General features: G+C 71.6%; 19 protein-coding genes. 8 read left to right on the plus strand and 11 right to left on the minus strand.

The window, feature by feature from the left end; genetic code table 11:
• Positions 1–135: 135 nt before the first annotated feature.
• From BMY89_RS21870 to BMY89_RS21880, 3 genes are read right to left on the minus strand one after another with little or no spacing between them, the layout of a single operon-like run.
• Positions 136–714: a TlpA family protein disulfide reductase gene (locus BMY89_RS21870; RefSeq protein ID WP_232521483.1), complete on the minus strand. Its 579-nt coding sequence runs from the start codon at positions 712–714 to the stop codon at positions 136–138.
• Positions 715–733: 19 nt separating this feature from the next.
• Positions 734–2194: an NADH-quinone oxidoreductase subunit NuoF family protein gene (locus BMY89_RS21875; protein WP_092381911.1), complete on the minus strand. Its 1461-nt coding sequence runs from the start codon at positions 2192–2194 to the stop codon at positions 734–736.
• Between the two features lie 2 nt (positions 2195–2196).
• Positions 2197–3996, minus strand: coding sequence for a hypothetical protein (locus BMY89_RS21880; RefSeq protein ID WP_232521484.1), 1800 nt, complete (start codon positions 3994–3996; stop codon positions 2197–2199).
• Positions 3997–4262: 266 nt separating this feature from the next.
• Here BMY89_RS21880 and BMY89_RS21885 point away from each other — a divergent pair, with 266 nt between their 5' ends.
• The 3 genes from BMY89_RS21885 to BMY89_RS21895 all read left to right on the plus strand — a co-directional run bounded on the left by BMY89_RS21885 (position 4263) and on the right by BMY89_RS21895 (position 7398).
• A complete protein-coding gene (locus tag BMY89_RS21885; protein ID WP_092381912.1) occupies positions 4263–5711 on the plus strand; it encodes an alpha-amylase in 1449 nt (482 codons plus the stop codon).
• A gap of 173 nt (positions 5712–5884) precedes the next feature.
• Complete coding sequence (locus BMY89_RS21890; protein ID WP_092381913.1) at positions 5885–6793, plus strand: L,D-transpeptidase; 909 nt, start codon at positions 5885–5887, stop codon at positions 6791–6793.
• Between the two features lie 158 nt (positions 6794–6951).
• Positions 6952–7398 (plus strand): hypothetical protein, encoded by a 447-nt coding sequence (locus BMY89_RS21895; RefSeq protein WP_092381914.1) that lies wholly within the window; start codon positions 6952–6954, stop codon positions 7396–7398.
• Positions 7399–7460: 62 nt separating this feature from the next.
• Here the strand turns inward: BMY89_RS21895 and BMY89_RS21900 are convergent, their stop codons facing one another.
• Positions 7461–9548 (minus strand): prolyl oligopeptidase family serine peptidase, encoded by a 2088-nt coding sequence (locus BMY89_RS21900; protein WP_092381915.1) that lies wholly within the window; start codon positions 9546–9548, stop codon positions 7461–7463.
• Positions 9549–9740: 192 nt separating this feature from the next.
• Here BMY89_RS21900 and BMY89_RS21905 point away from each other — a divergent pair, with 192 nt between their 5' ends.
• Positions 9741–10880: a site-2 protease family protein gene (locus BMY89_RS21905; RefSeq protein WP_092381916.1), complete on the plus strand. Its 1140-nt coding sequence runs from the start codon at positions 9741–9743 to the stop codon at positions 10878–10880.
• Positions 10881–10886: 6 nt separating this feature from the next.
• Here BMY89_RS21905 and BMY89_RS21910 read toward each other — a convergent pair whose 3' ends face one another.
• Positions 10887–12122, minus strand: coding sequence for an FAD-binding protein (locus BMY89_RS21910; RefSeq protein ID WP_092381917.1), 1236 nt, complete (start codon positions 12120–12122; stop codon positions 10887–10889).
• A gap of 58 nt (positions 12123–12180) precedes the next feature.
• Between BMY89_RS21910 and BMY89_RS21915 the strand changes: the two genes are divergently transcribed.
• Positions 12181–12609 (plus strand): hypothetical protein, encoded by a 429-nt coding sequence (locus tag BMY89_RS21915; protein WP_092381918.1) that lies wholly within the window; start codon positions 12181–12183, stop codon positions 12607–12609.
• A gap of 92 nt (positions 12610–12701) precedes the next feature.
• On the opposite strand, the gene BMY89_RS21920 is transcribed toward BMY89_RS21915, so the two are convergent.
• The 6 genes from BMY89_RS21920 to BMY89_RS21945 form a co-directional block, all read right to left on the minus strand.
• Positions 12702–13631, minus strand: a complete 930-nt coding sequence (locus BMY89_RS21920; protein ID WP_092381919.1) for an LLM class F420-dependent oxidoreductase — start codon at positions 13629–13631, stop codon at positions 12702–12704.
• 180 nt (positions 13632–13811) lie between these two features.
• Positions 13812–14507: a hypothetical protein gene (locus tag BMY89_RS21925; RefSeq protein WP_092381920.1), complete on the minus strand. Its 696-nt coding sequence runs from the start codon at positions 14505–14507 to the stop codon at positions 13812–13814.
• The gene (locus tag BMY89_RS21930; RefSeq protein WP_092381921.1) at positions 14504–15430 is read right to left on the minus strand and encodes an ABC transporter ATP-binding protein; all 927 of its coding nucleotides are present in this window, start codon (positions 15428–15430) and stop codon (positions 14504–14506) included. Before BMY89_RS21930 ends, BMY89_RS21925 begins: the two co-directional genes overlap by 4 nt.
• The gene (locus tag BMY89_RS21935; protein WP_232521485.1) at positions 15427–15798 is read right to left on the minus strand and encodes a GntR family transcriptional regulator; all 372 of its coding nucleotides are present in this window, start codon (positions 15796–15798) and stop codon (positions 15427–15429) included. Before BMY89_RS21935 ends, BMY89_RS21930 begins: the two co-directional genes overlap by 4 nt.
• Positions 15799–15971: 173 nt before the next feature.
• Positions 15972–17009, minus strand: coding sequence for a hypothetical protein (locus BMY89_RS21940; RefSeq protein WP_092381922.1), 1038 nt, complete (start codon positions 17007–17009; stop codon positions 15972–15974).
• Positions 17009–17278 carry a hypothetical protein gene (locus tag BMY89_RS21945; RefSeq protein WP_092381923.1) on the minus strand — a complete coding sequence of 90 codons (270 nt, stop codon included), beginning with the start codon at positions 17276–17278 and terminating at the stop codon, positions 17009–17011. The genes BMY89_RS21940 and BMY89_RS21945 overlap by 1 nt, the downstream gene beginning before the upstream one ends.
• 183 nt (positions 17279–17461) lie before the next feature.
• Here BMY89_RS21945 and BMY89_RS21950 point away from each other — a divergent pair, with 183 nt between their 5' ends.
• From BMY89_RS21950 to BMY89_RS21960, 3 genes are all read left to right on the plus strand, one after another.
• On the plus strand, positions 17462–17833 hold the full coding sequence (locus BMY89_RS21950; protein WP_092381924.1) for a YciI family protein: 372 nt from the start codon (positions 17462–17464) through the stop codon (positions 17831–17833).
• A complete protein-coding gene (locus BMY89_RS21955) occupies positions 17830–19086 on the plus strand; it encodes an RNA polymerase sigma factor (protein WP_092381925.1) in 1257 nt (418 codons plus the stop codon). Before BMY89_RS21950 ends, BMY89_RS21955 begins: the two co-directional genes overlap by 4 nt.
• Positions 19087–19162: 76 nt before the next feature.
• Positions 19163–19852 carry a dihydrofolate reductase family protein gene (locus tag BMY89_RS21960; RefSeq protein ID WP_092381926.1) on the plus strand — a complete coding sequence of 230 codons (690 nt, stop codon included), beginning with the start codon at positions 19163–19165 and terminating at the stop codon, positions 19850–19852.
• Positions 19853–19899: the final 47 nt, after the last annotated feature.

The raw sequence follows: 19899 nt of genomic DNA on the forward strand, positions 1-19899 counted from the left end.
CGCTTCGCGCGGCCCTCGACGCTCGCGGCCGACCTCCCGCACGTCGTCGGCTGAGCCCGCACGCGTAGGTCCGGCGTTAACAGGGGGCCCCTGCTCTACCGCAGGCGTTAACAAGGGGCCCTTCCTTCGCCTCCGTCAGGCGGCCAGTGCGGTGACCCGGCGGGTGAGGTCCTCGCCGTCCAGCCAGCCCTGGTGGATCACCCGCCCGTCCCGGTCGATGATCACGAAGGTGCTCTGCTCGACGACCTCGAAGCGCCGCCAGAGCTCACCCGCCCGGTCCTCGATCTGCGGCATCGGGCCCAGCTCGAACTCGGTGACGAAGTCGGTCATCGCCTTGCGTTCACCGAGCCCCGCGATCCCGATGATCGGCACGGTCTCCCGGAACCCGGGCTCGATCTCCGCTATCGTCCACGCCTGACTCGCGCAGGTGGCGCACCAGGGCGCCCAGAACCAGAGCACCACCGGCCGGCCGGCGAGGGTGGCGGCGTCGAACGCCGCACCTTCCAGGGTCTTTCCGGTGAAGCGGAGGGTCTCCGGCACCGGCGCCGGGCTGGCCGGCGGCGAGGCGGCGGCGCTGGCCGGCGGGGTCGCGGCGGGCTGCGCCTCGGGCGACCGGGTCGCCTCGGCACCCGCACCGCACCCGGCCAGCACGGCGGCGAGCAGGGCGGCGGTGACCATGCCGGTGGCGCGTCTCGTCGTGCGTGCCGCCCTCATCCGCATCTCCTCTTGTCGCTCAGGCCTGTGTCAGCCGCAGCGCCAGCTCCGGGCAGACCTTGACCGCCTTCACCGCACCCTCCCGCAGCCAGGTGGGCACGGGGGTGGGCGGGAAGGCGGGGTAGCCGTTCTGGTCCAGCCGGATGAAGTCCGGCACCACGTGGGCGCAGAGGCCGTGTCCGTCGCATCGGGACCAGTCCAGGACCAGCTTCTGCGGGTCGGCGTCGGGCGCGCCGGGCAGACCCATCACGCCCTTGACCCGTCGGCCGCACCCCTCGCCCGTGGTGTGCTTCTTCAGGTCGTCGGCGAAGACCTCCATCGCCGACAGCGCGAACCGGGACGTACCGTCGGGGTGGCTGCACGCGCCGCGTCCCTTGACGTCGCCGGCGGCGGCCCGGACCACCTCCACCGGCGCGCTCCCGGAGACCGCCAGGTCGACGGCGCGGGCCAGGTCGGGCAGCCCCCGCTTGCACGGGCCGCACTGCCCGGCGGACTCGCCGGAGAGGTAGCGCACCACCTGGGCGGCCTCGCCGAGCGGGCAGGTGTCGTTGGCGAGCGGGACGATGATGCCGGCGCCGAGGGTGCCGCCGATCGCGGCGAGCCCCTTGCGCGAGACCACGGCCTTCTCCGCCGCCTCCCGGGTGACCCACTTGCCGTGGTAGCCACCCGTCAGGATGCCCGGACCGTCGGGTACCTCGCAGAGCTCCAGGATCTCGGCCAGTGGCGTGCCGGCGGCGCACTCGATCACCGCGTGACGTTTGGCCGCGCCGGTCACGCTGAGCAGCACCGTGCCGGGCTCGTCGTCGGTGCCGAGCGCCGCGTACTCGTACGGCCCGAGCCGGGCGGCGATCGCCAGCTGGGAGTACGTCTCGGCGTTGGAGAGCAGGGTGGGTAGGCCGCCGACACCGGAGTCACTGGAACGCTTCTTGGTGCCGGGTGGGATGTGCGGCAGCCCGTTGATCCCGTTGACCAGTGCGCCGCCCTCCCCGCTGATGAAGCGGTGCGGAACCGTCACGACGCTGGTCGGCACCGGCATCCGGCGCTCGTCCAGCGCCTCCATCAGGGAGTCCCGGCCGACCATGTCGTCGGCCACGCAGAGCACGATCTCCTCGGCGTCCAGGGCGAACGCGGCCAGGGCGGCGCCGTCGAGGATCAGGTGCGGCGCCCGGGTGAGGATGACCTTGTCCTTCCAGCTGGCCGGTTCACCCTCGGTGGCGTTGACCACCACCACCGGCGGCAGGTCCTGGCGTTCGCAGGACTCGAGCACCGCGCGCAGCTTCTTGCCGAACGGGAAGCCGGCACCCCCCTTGCCCTTGAGCTGGGTGCCCTCGGCGAGGCTCAGCAGGTTGGACGGCTCCAACGGGCTGATCGGGCCGTGCACCAGCTCGTGGGCGCGCAGGTCGAGCCGGCCGAACTCGGCGAACCCGGCGGTGAGCCGGGGTTCGCCGACGCAGGCCACCGGGGGAACGGCCGTCCGCATCGTCACTTGGCCTCGCCCCGCAGGCCGGCCCAGTAGGCACCGTCGACCGAGTCCGGGTCGGGCCGGCGCCGGCGGTCTGCCGCCGTCCGCCGGGCACGTCGGGAGGCCAGGTCGACCAGGGTCGGAGTGTCGTCGTCGGCCTCGTCCTCCGGGGCGTACCGCGCTGGCGGGCGCCAGTAGTCGGTCTCGGCCGCCGGCAGGTCGTCCTCGACGCTGTGGCGTCCGCCGCCGCTGCGGGGCGCCGCGGAGACGGGCGAACCGGAGATCGGTGCGCCGGAGATCGGGCCGGCCGAGATGGGGGCGGTCGACTCCCAGCGGCGCGGACTGTCCCAGGGCTCCTCCGGCTCTGCCGCGGACCGCTGCGGTGGGGCCGAGTAGCGGCTGTCGGTGTCGGCGTCCACCCGGGAACGCCGGGAACGGCCGACCACCTCGTCCTCGTCCGAGTCGTCGCGGCCGCGCCGACGCACCGGCTCACGGTCGTACTCCACCAGGTCCTCGTCGCGTCGGGTCGACCGACGGCCGACCGGCTCGCGTTCGGACTCGCGCCGGGAGCGGCGCCGGGGCGCTTCCTCGTCGTCGCGCCGGGAGCGGCGAAGCACGGGCTCCAGGTCGTCCTCCTCGACCCGCGGGTGCCGGCCGGTGGTCTCCAGCTCGTCGTCCCGGCGGGAGCCGCGCCGGCCGACCGGCTCCTCGTCACGGCGGCGGCGCACCACCGGCTCGAGCTGCTCGGTCTCGCGGCGGACGACCCGCTCCAGTTCCTCCTCCTCGCGGCGCGAGGGACGCCGGACCACCGGCTCGAACTCCTCGTCGCGACGGCCGCGACCCGGGCGGACCGGCTCGCGCAGCGTGCCCGGCTCGGGAACGACCGGCACGGTGAAGCGCTCCGGGTCGTTTCGCCGGATGGTGGGGCTGGCCCAGGTGCCGGAGGTGCTGTCGGCCCAGCTGGTGTCGCGGCGGACCCGCTTCTCACGGCCGTCGTCGGCCTCGGCACGCCGACCGGTGAGGTTACCGAGCAGCGACTCGGTGGACTTGCTGCCGGTCATCGCCTCGTTCAGGGCGGCGGCCTGCTGCCGCTCGCGGCTGCGCCGCTGGAGGGTGACCGAGAGGCGGACCATCAGCGCCATCACGACCAGCACCACGCAGGCGAAGTAGCTGAGGCTGACCCAGCCGGCGGCCGGGCGACCGGCCAGGAGGCCGTGGAAGATGCCGAACGGCCAGGCGACGTACGCCATCGAATGCAGCGCACGCCACAGCCACTTCGGGCCGACGTCGGCGAAACGGGCCCGGATGATGCCGGTCCACAGCACGCTCACCATGAGCAGCGCGGCGATGGTGCCGAGGCCGACGTAGAGGCCACGGCCACCGACGAAGGGTACGGCGGCGTCGGTCACCCCCGCCCGGCCGCTGGCGATCTTCGTGATGACGTGGAAGCCCAGGCCGGCGACGCCGAGGATGCCGGTGGCCCGGTGCGCGGACTGCAACAGCACCCGGTGCCGGATCAGCAGCACCAACCGGTCGGTGGCGAGCAGGCCCATCATCACCGTGAGGCTCAGCGCGACCAGGGCGATCACACCGGCGAAGAACTCGGTGAAGAAGAAGCCCATCGCGTACGCCTTCTGGCCCGCGCCGGTGAGCATGGTCAGCGCCCACAGGGCGGCCAGACCACAGGCGGAGACCGCAATGACCTGGCCGCGAGACCAGACCCGGATCCCCCGACTGCTGCTGCTGGTACGGACGGCAGGCGTCTTCTCGTTCTGCGTGGCCCGGGCCATCTGCTCCTCGATCGTCTCGCGGCGGCGCACCGCCGGCCGACCTGTTCCCCACTCCAGTACGCACCGGAGGGCCCGGTCGGATCAGTGTCGTAAGAAAAAATATCTGCGAGTTGTCGAACCGACCCGCGACCCGGCGCGTATAGCGCCCGCACCGCCCACCTAAGGCAGTCATCCATGCCCATGCATTGACAGTCGATGAAACGAGCTTGTAATCTTTCGGAAATTTTCAGCCCTGGTTGCAAGATCTGGGCAGCCGCACCACCACCCCCATCCCCCGGCACCCCCAGGAGCACCCGATGCATCGACGTCGACTCCGCCCGGCGATCATCGCCCTCGCCGTGATCGCCAGTCTCCTCACCCCCAGCGCCGTGACCGCGCCACCGGCCGCCGCAGCCCCGTCGGGCGGCAAGAAGGTCATCGCCAACCTCTTCGAGTGGAACTGGCCCTCGGTCGCCAGCGAGTGCACCAGCACGCTGGGCCCGAAGGGCTACGGCCACGTCCAGGTCTCACCACCACAGGAACACGTACGCGGCAACCAGTGGTGGGTGGCGTACCAACCGGTCAGCTACCGGATCGAGTCCCGCAAGGGCACCCGCGCCCAGTTCAAGTCCATGGTCGACACCTGCCACTCGGCCGGTGTGAAGGTGATCGTCGACGCCGTGGTGAACCACATGTCGGGCCAGGACAACGGCGGCACCGGCTGGGCCGGCTCGTCCTACCAGCACCACGTCTACCCCGGCATCTACCAGGCGCAGGACTTCCACTACTGCGGCCGCAACGGCAACAACGACATCGTCAACTACAACGACCGGTACGAGGTGCAGAACTGCGAGCTGGTCAACCTCTCCGACCTCAAGACGGGGTCGGAGTACGTCCGCTCCCGGCTGGCCGCGTACCTCAACGACCTGCTGTCGCTCGGCGTGGACGGCTTCCGGTTGGACGCCAGCAAGCACATGCCGGCCGCCGACATCGCCGCGATCCTCGGTCGACTCAGCCGACCGGCGTACGTCGTGCAGGAGGTCATCTACGGCGCCGGTGAGCCGATCACCCCGAACGAGTACACCGGCAACGGCGACGTGCACGAGTTCCGCTACGGCAAGGACCTGGCCCGGGTCTTCCGTTCCGAACGGCTGGCGTACCTGCGCAACTTCGGCGAGGGCTGGGGGCACCTGCCCAGCGGCGTGTCATCGGTCTTCGTGGACAACCACGACACCCAGCGCGACACCGGCGGCGTGCTCACCTACCGCGACCGGGGCATCTACGCGCTGGCCAACGCCTTCATGCTGGCCTGGCCGTACGGTTCGCCCACGGTGATGTCGAGCTACACCTACAGCGGGCGCGACGCCGGCCCGCCCTCGGACAGCAACAACAAGACGCTCAACACGGTCTGCTACTCCGGCTGGGAGTGCGAGCACCGTTGGCCGGTGATCGCGAACATGGTGGGCTTCCGCAACGCCACCGAGGGCGCCGGCGTCACCAACTGGTACGACAACGGCAACAACCACATCGCGTTCAGCCGCTCGGGCCGGGGCTTCATCACCATCAACGACGAGGACAGCGCGGTCAACGGCCGCTCCTACTACACCGGGCTGCCGGCAGGCCGTTACTGCGACGTCATCCACGGCACCTTCTCGAACGGCACCTGTAGCGGCCCGGTGATCACCGTCGACGCCAACGGCTGGTTCGCCGCCAACGTCCCCGCCCACGACGCCATAGCCATCCACCTCTCCGCCCGCCTCCCCTAACCCCACCCCCACCCCCACCCCCACCCCCTCCCCCTCCCCCCTGTTGATCAAGAAGTTTTCGCCTACTTTGACCTTCAAATCGGGCCAGAACTTCTTGATCAACACCTTGAGGAGGGGGTGGAGAGGGTGGGGGTTTGGGGTTTTTGGGGGGGTTTGGGGAGTAGGGTGGAGGGGTGGGGTTTGAGAGGTTTCTGGGGGCGCGGGGGCGGCGGCGGGTTGCTGTCGCGGTGGGCGTGGCCGTGCTGCTGGGTGGGGCGGCGTACACCGGATGGGCGCTGACTCCGGTGTCCGGGCCGGCGTCGGTGGCCCGGCCGGGCGACCCGGGGGTTGCGCCGACTGCGGAGGTACCGTCCTCCGCTGAGATCGTGCCGTCGGCCGCGCCCGCTCCGGACGGACTGCCAGAGATCGACTACGACCCGGCTCCGGCCGGCTTCCCCGACGATCCGGACGCTCTCGACACCGCGCCACTGACCCGGGGCCTGCACCCGACCCGCAAGCTCGCCGCCTACGACGCGCCCGGCGGGCGGCCGCTGGCCTTCCTGATGCCGAGCATCAGCGAGGTGGAGCTGACGGTGCCGATCGCCAACCGCGAGTCCGGCTGGACCGCGGTGCTGCTCCCCTCGGCCAACCGCAAGCTGGCCTGGCTACCGCCGGGCGGATTCCGGACCGTCGAACTGCGCGACCAGATCGTGGTGGAGCGGGTGCCGTTCCGACTCACCTGGTACCGCAACGGCACGGCGCAACGATCCTGGCAGGTCAGCCTGGGTCAGCGGGGCCAGGAAACCCCGCTCGGCCGGACCTTCGTGCTGGGCCGCACCCCACCACCGGAGTCGGTCTACGGCGGGGTGGACATCTTCGCCCTCGGCTCGGTGCCCGACGACCCGGACTCGGTCCCGGCCAGCCTGCGCGGTGCGCACATCGGGGTGCACACCTGGTACAACGACGACGAACTCGGCCAGCAGACCACCAACGGCTGCATCCGGTTGACCGCCAGCGGCCAGCGGCTGCTGCTGGAGGAGGTACGCCCGGGCACACCGGTGGTGGTCGTCGACGAACTGCCGGCACCACCCCCGACCGCCTGAGCCGCACCCCCAACCGCCTGAGCCCACGCCGAACTGGTTCCGGACCACCCGGCGGCGTGGGTCGCCGGATCACAGAACGTGACCTCCGGCACCGGTCCGTAGTCCCAAGAGCACCTCGGCGGTCGTCACGAAGTGGCGGTCCGGCTCGTCATGCAGGTGTGAGCATCAGGAGTAAGCGTGCGATCGTCGGGCTGCTCGCCGTGACGGCCGCGGTCGTCGGTGTGTGGGCGGCCGCGTACCCCCAGTCCTTCTACACCGATTTTCCCTGGCCGGGGCGGAACTGGGTCTCCGCGCTCGGGCCGTACAACGAGCATCTGACCCGCGACGTCGGTGCCCTCTACCTGGCGTTGCTCGTGCTCAGTGTGATGGCCTGGCGGCGACCGACGCCGTCCGCGCTGCGGATGGCCGGCGGCGCCTGGCTGATCTTCACCGCGGTGCACTTCCTCTGGCACTCACTGCACTTGCGGGTCTACCCACCAGCAGACCAGGTCGGCAACGTGATCGCGCTGGGCGGCAACCTGGGGCTGGCCGTTCTGCTGCTGCTACCGGACCGCCCGGTCGCGGCGCAACAGCGTGACACCGTGTCACCAGACCATCCGTCCTGACGCGGCACGTGGCGGCGCCGACGGTGGGTGGGCGCGGAACAGGGTAGAGCGGTGGGATCGAACTACTGACCGCCGACGGGCGTCCGGTCGTGCGGTCTGGAGGGCTGACGCGGCAACCCGTCCGGCGACAGGGCCAGCCGCCGCCAGAGGAACTCCAGCGCCAACGCCTCGATGAACGCCCGCTGCTCGTTGTTGGCCGCCGCGCCGTGCCCACCCTCGACGTTCTCGTAGTAGGCCACGTCGTGACCGTGCTCGCGCAGCCGGGCGGTCATCTTGCGGGCGTGCCCGGGGTGCACCCGGTCGTCGCGGGTCGAGGTGATGAACAGGACCGGCGGGTATCGCACCTCGGCGCGCACGTTGTGGTACGGCGAGTACTCCCGCAGGAAGGCCCAGTCTGCCGCCACGTCGGGGTCGCCGTACTCGGCCATCCAGGAGGCGCCGGCCAGCAGCCGGTGGTAGCGACGCATGTCCAGCAGCGGGACGTGCGCGACGACGGCACCGAAGAGGGTCGGGTAGCGGGTCAGCATCGCCCCCATCAGCAGGCCGCCGTTGCTGCCGCCCTCGATGCCCAACTGGTCCGGTGTGGTGAGGCCCCGGGTCACCAGGTCGGTGGCGACCGCCGCGAAGTCCTCGTACGCCCGGGGCCGGTGCTCCCGTAGCGCGGCCCGGTGCCAGCGGGGGCCGTACTCCCCGCCGCCCCGGATGTTCGCCACCACGTAGTTGCCGCCGCGGGCCAGCCAACCCCGGCCGGTGATCCCGCCGTAACCGGGGGTCATCGACACCTCGAAGCCGCCGTACCCGTAGAGCAGCGTCGGCCCGGCCGGCGCGGCCGGGTCCCCGACCACGAAGTACGGCACCCGGGTGCCGTCGGCGGAGGCGGCGAAGAACTGGCGTACCGCCAGGCCGTCGGTGTCGAAGAACGCCGGTGCCCGCTTGAGCGTCTCGACGCCGCCACCGACCTGCCCGAGCCGCAGCGTCGCCGGCTGGAGGAAGCCCTCCGAGGCGACCAGGTAGGCGTTGCCCGACTCCGGGTCGGTCTCGACGAGGCAACCCTCCTCGTCCGCCGGCACCCCCGGCAGCGGTTCGCGGCGCCAGCCGTCCTCGCCGGGGGTGAGCACCTCCAGCCGGCTGCGTACGTCGGTGAGGGTGGTCAGGATCAGGTGGTCGCGGGTCCAGGTGAAGCCGCTCAGCGAGGTGCGCTCGTCGGGCCGGAACAGCACCGTCAGCTCCCGGCTGCCGGCGAGGAACGCGTCGAAGCGGATCGCCAGCAGGGCACCCGCCGGGTGGGTCGACTCACCCAACGTCCACGGCGTACGCGGTCGGACCAGCAACCATTCCCGGTGTACGTCCCAGCCGGCGTCCTCGGGCACCGGGATCCGGACCCGCTCCCCCGCCCCGGTCAGCAGGAAGCTCTCCGACCGGTAGAAGTCGCGGCTGCGGCCGACGAAGTCGCGCTCGAACCCGGGCGTCGGGTCGTGCCAGCCATGCGCGCCGACATCCTCGGTGGCCGCCTCGTAGACCACCTCGGCGTCGGCCAGCGGTGTGCCGCGCCGCCACCGGAGCACGGTGCGGGGATACCCGGAGGCGGTCAACGAGCCCGGCCCGAGCTCCGTGCCCACATAGATGTGGTCCGCGTCGATCCAGCTCACGTCGGTCTTGGCCTCGGCGACGGTGAACCCGCCGTCGACGAAGGCCCGCTCGACCAGGTCGTACTCGCGCACCACCACCGCGTCCGCGCCGCCCCGGGACAGGCTGACCAGACAGCGCCGGTGCTCCGGCGGCAGCGTGCGCACACCGCCCCAGACCCAGTTTTCGCCCTCCCGCTCGGCCAGCGAGTCGAGGTCGAGCAGCACCTCCCACTCCGGCTCGGCCCGGCGGTACTGGTCGAGCGTGGTACGCCGCCAGAGCCCGCGCGGGCGCGCGGCGTCGCGCCAGAAGTCGTAGTAGAAGCCGTCGCCGCGCCAGGCCGGGTACGGGATGCGGTCGTCCGCGTCGAGCACCTGCCGGATCTCGGCCTGCCGGGCGGTGAAGGCCGCACCGCCGGTCAGCGCCGCGACGGTCTCGGTGTTGCGCTCGCGGACCCACCCGGCGGCCTCCGCGCCGTCGAGGTCTTCCAGCCAGAGGTACGGGTCGTCGCCGGCACCGGTCATGTCTGCCACGTCCGAAACTATTGCCCACCGCCAGAGCGATCCCTGTCCCATACAGATGTCGAGATGGTGACTTCCGTGCCGGGGTTACTGGCCTGCATCCGCCGAGCCGCACGTTCCCGGAAACGGTCAGTGAGGTTCACGGGTGACGTTCGCCTCTGGTATGGGAGCAGGCTGCGGGGGTATGACCGGAACATGAAGGCGAGTTTTCAGCTCGGTCGGATCGTTGGCGTACCTGTCGGGGTCAACTGGAGTGTCCTGGTCATCTTCGCGCTGATCTGGTGGGGGCTGTCGGCCAACCTGTTTCCCCAGTCGTACCCGGATCGGTCGGTGGTGGCGTACGCGCTGGCGGGGCTGGCCGCGGCGGTGGTCTTCTTCCTGGGTCTACTGGCCCACGAGGTGTCCCATGCGGTGCTGGCCAAGCGCAACGGCCTGGGGGTGCAGGGAATCACCCTGTGGCTCTTCGGCGGGGTGGCCGAGCTGCGTGGGGAGCCCCGGTCCCCCGGTGCCGAGCTGCGCATCTCCGGGGTCGGGCCGCTGGTCAGCCTGATCATCGGGGCCTTCTTCGGGGCGATCGCGATGCTGCTCGCCCTCGCCGGGGTGCAGGGACTGCTGCTGGGCGTGATGGCCTGGCTCGGCGGCATCAACCTGCTGCTCGCCGTGTTCAACATCCTGCCGGCGGCCCCGCTGGACGGTGGGCGGCTCCTGCACGCGGCGGTGTGGAAGGCCACCGGTGACCGTACCCGCGCCACGGTGGTGGCGGCCCGGGCCGGCTGGATTCTCGGCCTGGCGCTGATCGGGTTCGGGCTGTGGCGGTTCCTGACCGGCACCGGCGTCGGCGGGCTGTGGCTGGCGTTGATCGGCTGGTTCCTGATCGGTGCCGCCACCATGGAGGAGCGGCAGGCCCGGCTGGGCAGTGCGCTGCGCGGGATGCGGGTCACTGACGTGATGACTCCGCAGCCGCAGACCGCGTCGGGTGAGATGACGGTGGCCGACTTCGTGAACAACTACCTCTTCGCATACCGACACACGGCGCTGCCGCTCACCGACGACGGCCGACCCGTCGGCCTGGTCACCCTCGACCGGGTACGCGGGGTGCCCTCCGACGCCCGGGCCAGCACCACCCTGGAGTCGGTGGCCTGCCGGGCCGACGACCTGGTGATCGCCTCCCCCGACGAGCCGTTGACGGATCTGCTGCCCCGGCTCAACGACTGCGCCGACGGTCGGGCGCTGGTGGTGGTTGACGGTCGCCTGGTCGGCATCGTCTCGCCCAGCGACATCAGCCGCGCCGTCCAGCGCGGCAGCATGCGCGACCAGCTCACCGCGAACCGCTGAGGGCGCTCAGCGGGGGAAGAGGTGGTCCAGTACCTCGGTGTGGAACTTCGCCGTCGGATCCAGGCGGGCCACCAGTGCGGCGAAGTCGGGCCAGTGCGGGTAGGTGGAGGCGATCTCGGCCCGGGTGAGCGTGAAGACCTTGCCCCAGTGGGGGCGCGGGGCGAAGGGAGCCAGTGCCCGCTCGACGTCGGCGACCACCGGCAGCACCGCCGTCGCGTCGGCGATCCAGGTGAAATGGACGGCGAGGCTGTCCCGGCCGTACTGCGGGCTGAGCCAGAGGTCGTCGGCGGCGATCGTGCGCAGCTCGCTGGTCAGCGTGACCGGGGCGACCAGGTGCGCCACCTCGTCCAGCGCGGCCAGCGCGTCGGCGGCCACCGCCCGGGGCAGGTGGTACTCGGACTGCAACTCGTCGCCGTTGCTGGGAGTGAAGCCGAGCCGGAAGTGCGGCAGCCGCTCGTGCCAGGGGCCGGCCACGCCGAACTGCTCGGTGCAGTTGACCACCGGCATGCCGGGCACCGGGTGCCAGGGCCGGTCGGCCGCCGTCGTGCCGAGCCAGTCCGCCGGGGGCGGGGGTTGATCCGCGAGCTGCTTGCGCCACACCTGGGTGCCCCGGGTGGAGCGCCAGTCGGTGAAGACGCTGACGCTGTACGCCGAGGCGAGCGCCGCGTCCAGCGCCGCGCGGGGCAGGTCCAGGCGGACGTACTGGCGGATGTCGAAGGTGGGTACCACGTCCAGGGTGAGTCGGGTGACGATGCCCAACGCGCCCAGGGAGACCACCATGGCGGCGAACTCGGGGTGGGCGCGGTCCACGACGTGCAGCTCGCCGTCGGCGGTGACCATCTCCAGGCCGGCGACCGCGGTGGCCAGGTTGCCGACGGTCTCGCCGGAGCCGTGGGTGCCGGTGGCGACCGCGCCGGCCACCGAGATGTGCGGCAGCGAGGCGAGGTTGGCCAGCGCGTACCCGCGCTCGTGCAGCCAGGTGGCCAGGTCGCCGTAGCGCAGCGCGGCCGGCACGTCGACCACCCGCCGCTGCTCGTCCAGCTGCACGCTGGCCGGCAGCCCCGCCAGGGTGACCAGGTCGCCGGTGGTGTCGCCGAGCCGGTTGAAGGAGTGCCCGCTGCCCACCGCCCGGATCCGGTCGCTGCCGGCGACCAGCTCACGCAACTCGTCGATCGACGACGGCCGGTGGTACGCCCGGGCTGCGTACTCGACGTTGCCGGCCCAGTTACGGTGCGTCGACACGAGGCCCCCTCTCCGCGGCCGGCGGTTACCGCCAGCTCCGTCGGGGAACCCTACGCCGATGAGCAGCTACCGTGATCCCGCCCCTCGCGGCGACGTGTACCCCTCCGAGGAGGAGATCGACCCGGCAGGCACCGGCGTCGAGCCCGCCAGCGGCCCGGCCGGCAGAGTTGACGGCTCCTCGGCCAGCTGGGCCGATGCCGGGCCGTGGGCGGGCCAGCCGGACCCGCAGCCCAGCCCCACCCCGGAGCCGGTGCCGGCACCGCCGCCCGCCCCCGGCCCGCCGCCCCGGGTCGAGGCCGGCGCCCGGTCGATCGTGACCCGGCACATGGACGGCTCGGTCCAGGTGGTCACCGACTTCGACGGCGACGGCGTGGCCGACGTGGTGCAGTTCGACCTCGACGGCGACGGGCTGCCGGATGTCACCTACATCGACCGTGACCGGGACGGCCAACTGGACACGGTGCTACGCGACGAGCACCGGGTCTGAGGCGAGATCGACTCCGATTGCGGCATGCCGGTGTCTCCCGGGTCGCTGGGACCCCGGCCTGCCGCAATCGGAGTCGCAACGCTTCGACCAGGTCAGAGCTGCCGCATCACCTCGGTGGCGACCAGGTCCAGGTGGTCCAGGTCGGCCAGGTCCAGCACCTGGAGGTAGAGGCGCTGGCTGCCGACCGCCGCGTACCGGCCGATCTTGTCGACCACCTCGGAGGGCGTGCCGGCCAGCCCGTTCTCGCGCAGCTCGGCCGGCTCCCGGCCGATCACGGCGGCCCGGCGGGCCACCTCGGCGTCATCCCGACCGCAGCACAGCACCAGCGCGTTGGACCAGGTCAGCTCGGCCGGGTCCCGACCGATTCCGGCGCAGGCGGCCCGGACCCGCTCGAACTGGACGACGGTGTCGTCCAGCGAGACGAACGGCAGGTTGAACTCGTCGGCGTACCGGGCGGCGAGCTGCGGTGTACGCTTCGCGCCCATTCCGCCGATCAGGATCGGCGGGTGGGGGTGCTGCACCGGCTTGGGCAGCGCGGGTGAGTCGCTGACCTGGTAGTGCTCGCCGGTGAAGTCGAAAGTCCCGCCCGGCGGGGTGCGCCACAGGCCGGTGATCACCGCCAGCTGCTCCGCCAGCCGGTCGAACCGCTCCCCCAGCCCCGGAAACGGGATCCCGTACGCGCGGTGCTCGGCGTCGTACCAGCCGGTGCCGATGCCCAGCTCGACCCGCCCGCCGCTCATCTGGTCGACCTGCGCGACGGTGATCGCGAGCGGGCCGGGCAGCCGGAACGTCGCGGCGGTCATCAGCGTGCCGAGCCGGATGGTGCGGGTGTCGCGGGCCAGCCCGGCCAGGGTCGTCCAGGCGTCGGTGGGGCCGGGTTCGCCGCTGACCGAACCCATCTTGAGGTAGTGGTCCGAGCGGAAGAAGGCGCCGAAGCCGGTCTCCTCGGCGCGGCGGGCCACGGCGAGCAGGTCGTCGTAGCTGGCACCCTGCTGAGGTTCGGTGAAGATCCGCAATTCCATGCATCGAGCATAGGTAGGCCGCCGCCGGTGCCGCCCGCCGCGCGGCCCCTCCCGACATTGCGTCGGAAGGGGCCGCCCCCGTTCTGTCGCGGCGGGCCCACCCGGAGTCCGCTGGTCGGCACAGCGGCCGAACGTCGGCCTCCGGGTCGTCGGCGGTCACCGGTCGTCGGTGGCCCTCGGTCAGGGCTGCGCGCGTCGGATGGCGAGGTAGCTGAGCACCGCGAGCGGCAGGGTGAGCAGCGCCGGCCAGCCCACCAGCAGGGCCGCCCCCGACTGGTCGGCGAACCAGCCGACGATCGCCGGCCACCAGCGCAGCCAGGTGGCGAGTACGGCGAGCCCGCCGAGCCCGACCAGCGCGACCGTGCTCAGGGTGAGCATGCCGTTGACCCCCCAGCGTTTGAAGACCACGGCGATGGCGATGCCGAGGAAGCCGAGCAGCAGGAACGGGATCGCGAAACCGAGGAACCGCAGCACCGGGTGCTCCACCCAAAGGAAGGGCAGCCCGAAGAAGCGCAGGTCGATGCCCCAGCCGTCGGTCGCCTGCTCGGCCATCGCCAGCAGGTAGAGCACCGCCGCGTAAGCGATCGCCTGGCCGACGTACTGGAGCACGTTGCCCAGGTAGAAGCTGCGGCGTGAGATGCCCAACCCGATCGCGAACGGGAAGTCCTGGGTGATCGAGCTGACGCAGGCGACGAACATCACGACGTAGATGCTGAGCAGGCCACCGGTGGTCGGCTCGACGTCGACGTTCTCGTTCATCGAGGCGAAGAGCGCCAGGTTGATGACGAAGCTGAGCGCCAGGATCCCCCAGGGCCAGGCGACCACGCTGGGCCAGTCGACGAACTGGAGCCGGGCGACGGTCAGGGCGCGGTTCATCGGGCAGCCTCCTCGTTGGTCGCGCCGGCACCGCCGGCGCCCGGTGCGTGGCCGGTCTTCGACGTGGTCAATCGGACGACGATGTCCTGGAGCGAGGACGCTTCGAGGTCGAGGCCCAGGGACCGGGCGCGGTCGGGCGCGGCCGGACCGAAGTCGCCGCGTACGGTGGCCCGGGCCGTCCCGCCGAGCAGCACCCGGTGCAGTTCGGCGCCGGTGCGGGCGAACTCGTCGACCGCGGCGACCGGGCCGGAGACCGTGACCACCTGGCCGCGTAGGGCCTCCGCCTCGACGTCGAGCAGCAGCCGGCCCCGGTCCATCAACAGCACGTGCTCGATCAGGTCGCTGACCTCGTCGATCAGGTGGGTCGACAGCACGATCGTGCGGGGGTGTTCGGTGTAGTCGGCCAGCAGGTGGTCGTAGAAGAGCTGCCGGGCGACGGCGTCCAGGCCGAGGTAGGGCTCGTCGAAGAAGGTCAGCGGGGCCCGCGAGGCGAGCCCGACGACGATGCCGAGCGAGGAGAGCATGCCCCGGGAGAGCTTGCGGACGTTGCGCTGCCGCGGCAACTGGAACACGTCGATCAGCCGCTGGGCGAACTCCTCGTCCCAGCCCGGGTGGACCAGGCCGCCCGCCCGCAGGACGTGCGACACGCGAAGGTTCGACGGGTAGGTCTGGCTCTCCTTGATGAAGGAGATCCGGGAGAGCACCCGTTCGTTCTCGTACGGATGCTGACCGAAGACGGCGACGTCCCCGCTGGTGGCGAAGTTCTGCGCGGTGAGGATCTGCATCAGGGTGGTCTTGCCGGCGCCGTTGCGCCCCAGCAGGCCGTGGATCCGGTTCTCGGTGAGCGAGAAGCTGATCCCGTCCAGCGCGGTGACGTCTCGGTAGCGTTTCGTCAGGTCGGTGACGGTGACGACGGGGCTCATCGGCCCTCCTCCCAGGTGTCGATCATGTTCTTGAGTTCCGCCGGGTCGATGCCGAGCTTGCGTGCCTCGGCCAGCAGCGGTCGGACGTACTGCCGGGCGAACTCGTCGCGGCGCCGGCCGCGCAGCTGCGCGCGGGCGCCGGGAGAGACGAACATGCCGATTCCTCGTTTCTTGTAGAGGGTTCCGTCGTCGACCAGCTTGCTGACCCCCTTGGCGGCGGTCGCGGGGTTGATCCGATGGAAGGACGCCAGCTCGTTCGTCGACGGCACCTGGTCCTCCTCGGCGAGCGTGCCGTCCAGGATCGAGTTCTCCAGCAGCTCCGCGATCTGGAGAAAGATCGGCCGGCCTTCCTCCATCACGTCCACCATCCCGACTCGCCGCCCTGGTTGGCCGGTTCACTACTCATGTAACTAACCATGCAACCAGGGTGGCCCTGCTGTCAAGACGCCTGGGCCGACGGCCGACGAATGCGACCGGTCGGCCGAGGCACGCCAAAGCCCGCCCGGCTCGGGAAATCCCGGACCGGGCGGGCTTTGCCGGATCAGGCGTACGGGGGCCGGGCGTACGCGGCCCGCAGCGCGGCCAACCCGGTCACCTTCGGGTTGAGGGCGCCCCAGCCGGAGTTGAAGTAGTTCGTCCGGGCGATGAACGGCCCCCGTTCGGCGTTGAGCCGGGCGATCGCCGGGGGCACCGTGGCGATCCAGCCCGCCTGGTCGGGGAGCTCGGCCACCCGCACGCCCCACTCGGCGATGAGCACCGGACGCGACAGCGCCACCGGGCCGAGATCGACCACCGCCCAGTCCTTGGTCCGCCGGAACCGGTCCAGGGCGGTGTGCCCGGGGCTGGTGGCGTAGACGTTCCACTGGAGGTGGTCCAGTCGCGTCATCAGCGACTCCGGGTGGGTGCGCCGGAAGCAGTCCCGGTCGAAACCGCCGAGGCCGACCGAGAAGGTGGTGCCCTGCGGCAGCGCCTTGGCCCTGAACCAGTCGACGATGTACGTCATCGCCTGCACGGCTCGCCCGTCCGACTCCGCCCAGGTGTACGCCTTGCCGGATTCGGTGGTGCCGAACTCGTGGTCGGTGTCCAACTCTGAGGCGAGCTGGATGTTCACCCCGAAACCCATCGTCCGGTACTGCGACAGCGCCCGGGCGAACAACCCGTCGCACTGCCCGGCCAGGACCTGGCCGTACCCGTACGCCTTCGGCCAGACCGTGCCCGGACGCTGCTGGATGGTCATCGTCGGTGCCGGCACGGTGTGCGTCACGCCGTCCACGACGAATGTCTGCGGCCCGGTGTCGGGCGCACCGTAGTGCTTCAGCTCCAGCACCATGTTGAGCAGCACCCCGGACCGGCCGAGGGTGACCAGCCACGGTCGGTTGTAACCGGGGAAGACATAGCCGTCGGCGAAGCTGCGGTACTGGGTCAGCGACCGGAAGTTGCCGCCGGCCATGTCGGCCGTCGGATCCGCGCCACCGGAGAGGTAGTAACCGCCGAGCACCGGCGGCAGGATCGTGTAGTTGGCGGCGGCGGTGGCGGCCTGCCCGGCGGAGTCACGAACCGTTACGGTGACCCGGGACATCACGCCACCGCCCGGTACACGGCCACCGAGCCGTTGTCCGACACCCGGGTCCAGGCGCGCCCCGAGGTGTCGGTGACGGTGACGACGAGCGGGTCGATGACCGCGCTGACCTTGACCGGTGCGCTGCTGTTGCCCTGTGTGTCGGTGACCACGACGGTGACGGTCAGGGTCTTGTTGTCGAGGTCGCCGTAGGTGATGGTGAGCAACATCTGGGCACCGGGGGCGAAACTGGTCGCGTTGAGTGAGGCGGTGACGGTGGGAGCGGCCATGGCGGCTCCTTCCTGGCTCGGTCGCCACGACCAGCGGTTGTGCCGCTGGCACGGCGGGTCGACGGCCGGAGAGTCAGCCGTGGCCCGCCATCCGCAGCCCCTCTACCTGCTACAACAGTGCGTCGGGGCAGGGCCTGACGTCCTGTCTGTTTTTGTACACCTTGACCATTATGGAGATGAAACGTGAAATACCTGATGTTGATCTACGGCAACGAAGAGGTCTGGGGCAGCCTCCCCGAGGGTGACCTGGCCACGCTGATCGGTCAGGTGGACGCCTTCAACGAGGCGCTGCGCGCCTCCGGCGAGCTGGTGGACTCGCAGGGCCTGGAGACCCGGGCCCGGACGGTACGGATGGTCGACGCCGTCCCGGTGATCACCGATGGGCCGTACCTGGAGGCCAAGGAGTACGTCGGCTCGTACTTCGTGGTCGACGTCGACAGTGAACAGCGGGCGCTGGAGATCGCCCGGTCGTACCCCGGGCTGCGGCTCGGCATCGGCATCGGCGGCGGCCTTGAGATCTGGCCGCTGATGACCCAGGACGGGGCACCGCACTGAGCCTCGACGAGGCCACCGTCGGACTGCTGCGCCGGCTCGCGCCGCAACTGCTCGGCGCGCTGGTACGCCGCTACGGCGACTTCACCCGGGCCGAGGACGCGGTGCAGGAGGCGCTGGTCGCCGCCGTCGAGAGGTGGCCGCACGACGGCGTTCCGGAACATCCCTCAGGGTGGCTGCACACCGTGGCCGCCCGCCGCTACGTCGACCAGGTGCGCACCGAGGCCGCTCGGGTCCACCGGGAGCGCGCGATGCTCGACGCCACCCCGCGCGACGCGCTGGTCGCCCCACCACCGGACGCCGAGCCGCCCCGCGACGACCTGCTGGAGCTGTTCCTGCTCTGCTGCCATCCGGTGCTGCCCCCGCCCGCGCAGCTGGCGCTGACCCTGCGCGCGGTGGGCGGGCTGACCACCGCCGAGGTCGCGGCGGCGTTCCTGGTACCGGAGAAGACCATGGGGCAACGGATCTCCCGGGCCAAACAACGGCTGAGGGAGGCAGACGCCAGGTTCGCGCTGCCACCGCAGGAGGAACGGGGCCCGCGACTGGCCGTGGTCCGCCAGGTGCTGTACCTGATGTTCAACGAGGGGTACAGCGCCAGCAGCGGTCCCGACCTGCGCCGCGCCGAGGTGACCCAGCATGCGCTGCGGCTGGCCCGACGGCTGCATGACCGGCTGCCGCACGACGGTGAGACCGCGGGTCTGCTCGCGCTGATGCTGCTGACCGAGGCCCGGGCGGCGGCACGGGTCGGGCCGGACGGCGAACTGGTGCCGCTGGCGGAGCAGGACCGCGGACGGTGGGACCGGACGGCGATCGACACCGGAACCGCGCTCGTCGCGCAGAGCCTGGCCACCTCGCCGCCGGGCCCGTACCAGGTGCAGGCGGCCATCGCGGCGGTGCACGCCGAGGCGCCGACCGCGCAGGACACCGACTGGCCGCAGGTGCTCGCCCTCTACGAGGTGCTGGACCGACTCGCGCCCAACCCCGTGGCGACGCTGAGCCGGGCGGTGGCGCTGGGCATGGTGCACGGGCCGGCCGCCGGGCTGGCGCTGCTGGCCGAGGTGGAGTCGGGCCTGCTCGCCGGCCACCATCGACTGCACGCCGTGCGCGCCCACCTGCTCGAGTTGGCCGACGACCGGGCCGCCGCCGTGGTGGCCTGGCGGGCCGCGGCGAGTCTCGCCGGCAACGACCCGGAACGGCGACACCTGCTCCGCCGGGCCGCCGCAGCGAGTGACCTGGATCACAACGAGATCCGGTAGAAGCGGTTGGATCGGCTCCGATCCACCAGCGAGCGGGCACCCGTGGCGGATGCCCCCGGATCCTGGAGGAACGGACATGACGAAGGTGACCGCGCAGCTGTCGGTGTCACTGGATGGCCACTACGCCGGCCCACGGCACGACGGGGACGGCGACTGGATGCAGTCGGCGGAGAGCCACGGCTTCTTCCGGGTCACCCGCTGGGCAACCGAGGCGATGGCCTGGCGCGAACGGCAGGGCTTCGCCGGCGGCCGGGACGACACCGACTCCGAGATCATCGCCGAGTCGTTCGCCGCGGCCGGCGCGTACGTGATGGGGCGCCGGATGGCCGACGGCGGCGAGGTGCCGTGGGGCGACGAACCGCCGTTCCGTGCCCCCGTCTTCGTGGTGACCCACCGGCCCCGCCCGACGCTGCTACGCCAGGGCGGCACCAGCTTCACCTACGTGACCGACGGGGTGGCCAGCGCCGTGGCCCAGGCCCGGGAGGCGGCCGGAGGCAAGGACGTCGCGGTGGCCGGCGGCGGCAGCCTGGTCCGGCAGGTGCTGCGCGCCGGCCTGCTCGACGAGTTGGAACTGCACGTGGTGCCGGTCGTGCTCGGCACCGGACTTGCGCTGTTCGACGCCGAGTTGGGCCTCGACGACTTCGAGGCGATCGAGCTGACCCCCACCCGCGTGGTACCCACCCCGAAGGTCACCCACATCCGGTACGCCGTCCACGGCCGCGCCCCGCTCGTCCTCGACGACCGCGGCGCCGGCACGCCCGGATGAAAGGAAGGGCCCCCTATTAACGCCTGGCGTAGTAAAGGGGCCCCTTC

Source organism: Micromonospora phaseoli (genome assembly GCF_900109115.1).
In the GTDB taxonomy this organism is placed as follows: domain Bacteria; phylum Actinomycetota; class Actinomycetes; order Mycobacteriales; family Micromonosporaceae; genus Micromonospora; species Micromonospora phaseoli.

Excerpts from the sequence above, each read along its gene's own strand:
- BMY89_RS21870 (WP_232521483.1), bottom strand. The coding sequence starts at position 714 with ATGAGGGCGGCACGCACGACGAGACGCGCCACCGGCATGGTCACCGCC.
- BMY89_RS21875 (WP_092381911.1), bottom strand. The coding sequence starts at position 2,194 with ATGCGGACGGCCGTTCCCCCGGTGGCCTGCGTCGGCGAACCCCGGCTC.
- BMY89_RS21885 (WP_092381912.1), top strand. The coding sequence starts at position 4,263 with ATGCATCGACGTCGACTCCGCCCGGCGATCATCGCCCTCGCCGTGATC.
- BMY89_RS21900 (WP_092381915.1), bottom strand. The coding sequence starts at position 9,548 with ATGACCGGTGCCGGCGACGACCCGTACCTCTGGCTGGAAGACCTCGAC.
- BMY89_RS21905 (WP_092381916.1), top strand. The coding sequence starts at position 9,741 with ATGAAGGCGAGTTTTCAGCTCGGTCGGATCGTTGGCGTACCTGTCGGG.
- BMY89_RS21915 (WP_092381918.1), top strand. The coding sequence starts at position 12,181 with ATGAGCAGCTACCGTGATCCCGCCCCTCGCGGCGACGTGTACCCCTCC.
- BMY89_RS21920 (WP_092381919.1), bottom strand. The coding sequence starts at position 13,631 with ATGGAATTGCGGATCTTCACCGAACCTCAGCAGGGTGCCAGCTACGAC.
- BMY89_RS21925 (WP_092381920.1), bottom strand. The coding sequence starts at position 14,507 with ATGAACCGCGCCCTGACCGTCGCCCGGCTCCAGTTCGTCGACTGGCCC.
- BMY89_RS21930 (WP_092381921.1), bottom strand. The coding sequence starts at position 15,430 with ATGAGCCCCGTCGTCACCGTCACCGACCTGACGAAACGCTACCGAGAC.
- BMY89_RS21935 (WP_232521485.1), bottom strand. The coding sequence starts at position 15,798 with ATGGTGGACGTGATGGAGGAAGGCCGGCCGATCTTTCTCCAGATCGCG.
- BMY89_RS21940 (WP_092381922.1), bottom strand. The coding sequence starts at position 17,009 with ATGTCCCGGGTCACCGTAACGGTTCGTGACTCCGCCGGGCAGGCCGCC.
- BMY89_RS21945 (WP_092381923.1), bottom strand. The coding sequence starts at position 17,278 with ATGGCCGCTCCCACCGTCACCGCCTCACTCAACGCGACCAGTTTCGCC.
- BMY89_RS21960 (WP_092381926.1), top strand. The coding sequence starts at position 19,163 with ATGACGAAGGTGACCGCGCAGCTGTCGGTGTCACTGGATGGCCACTAC.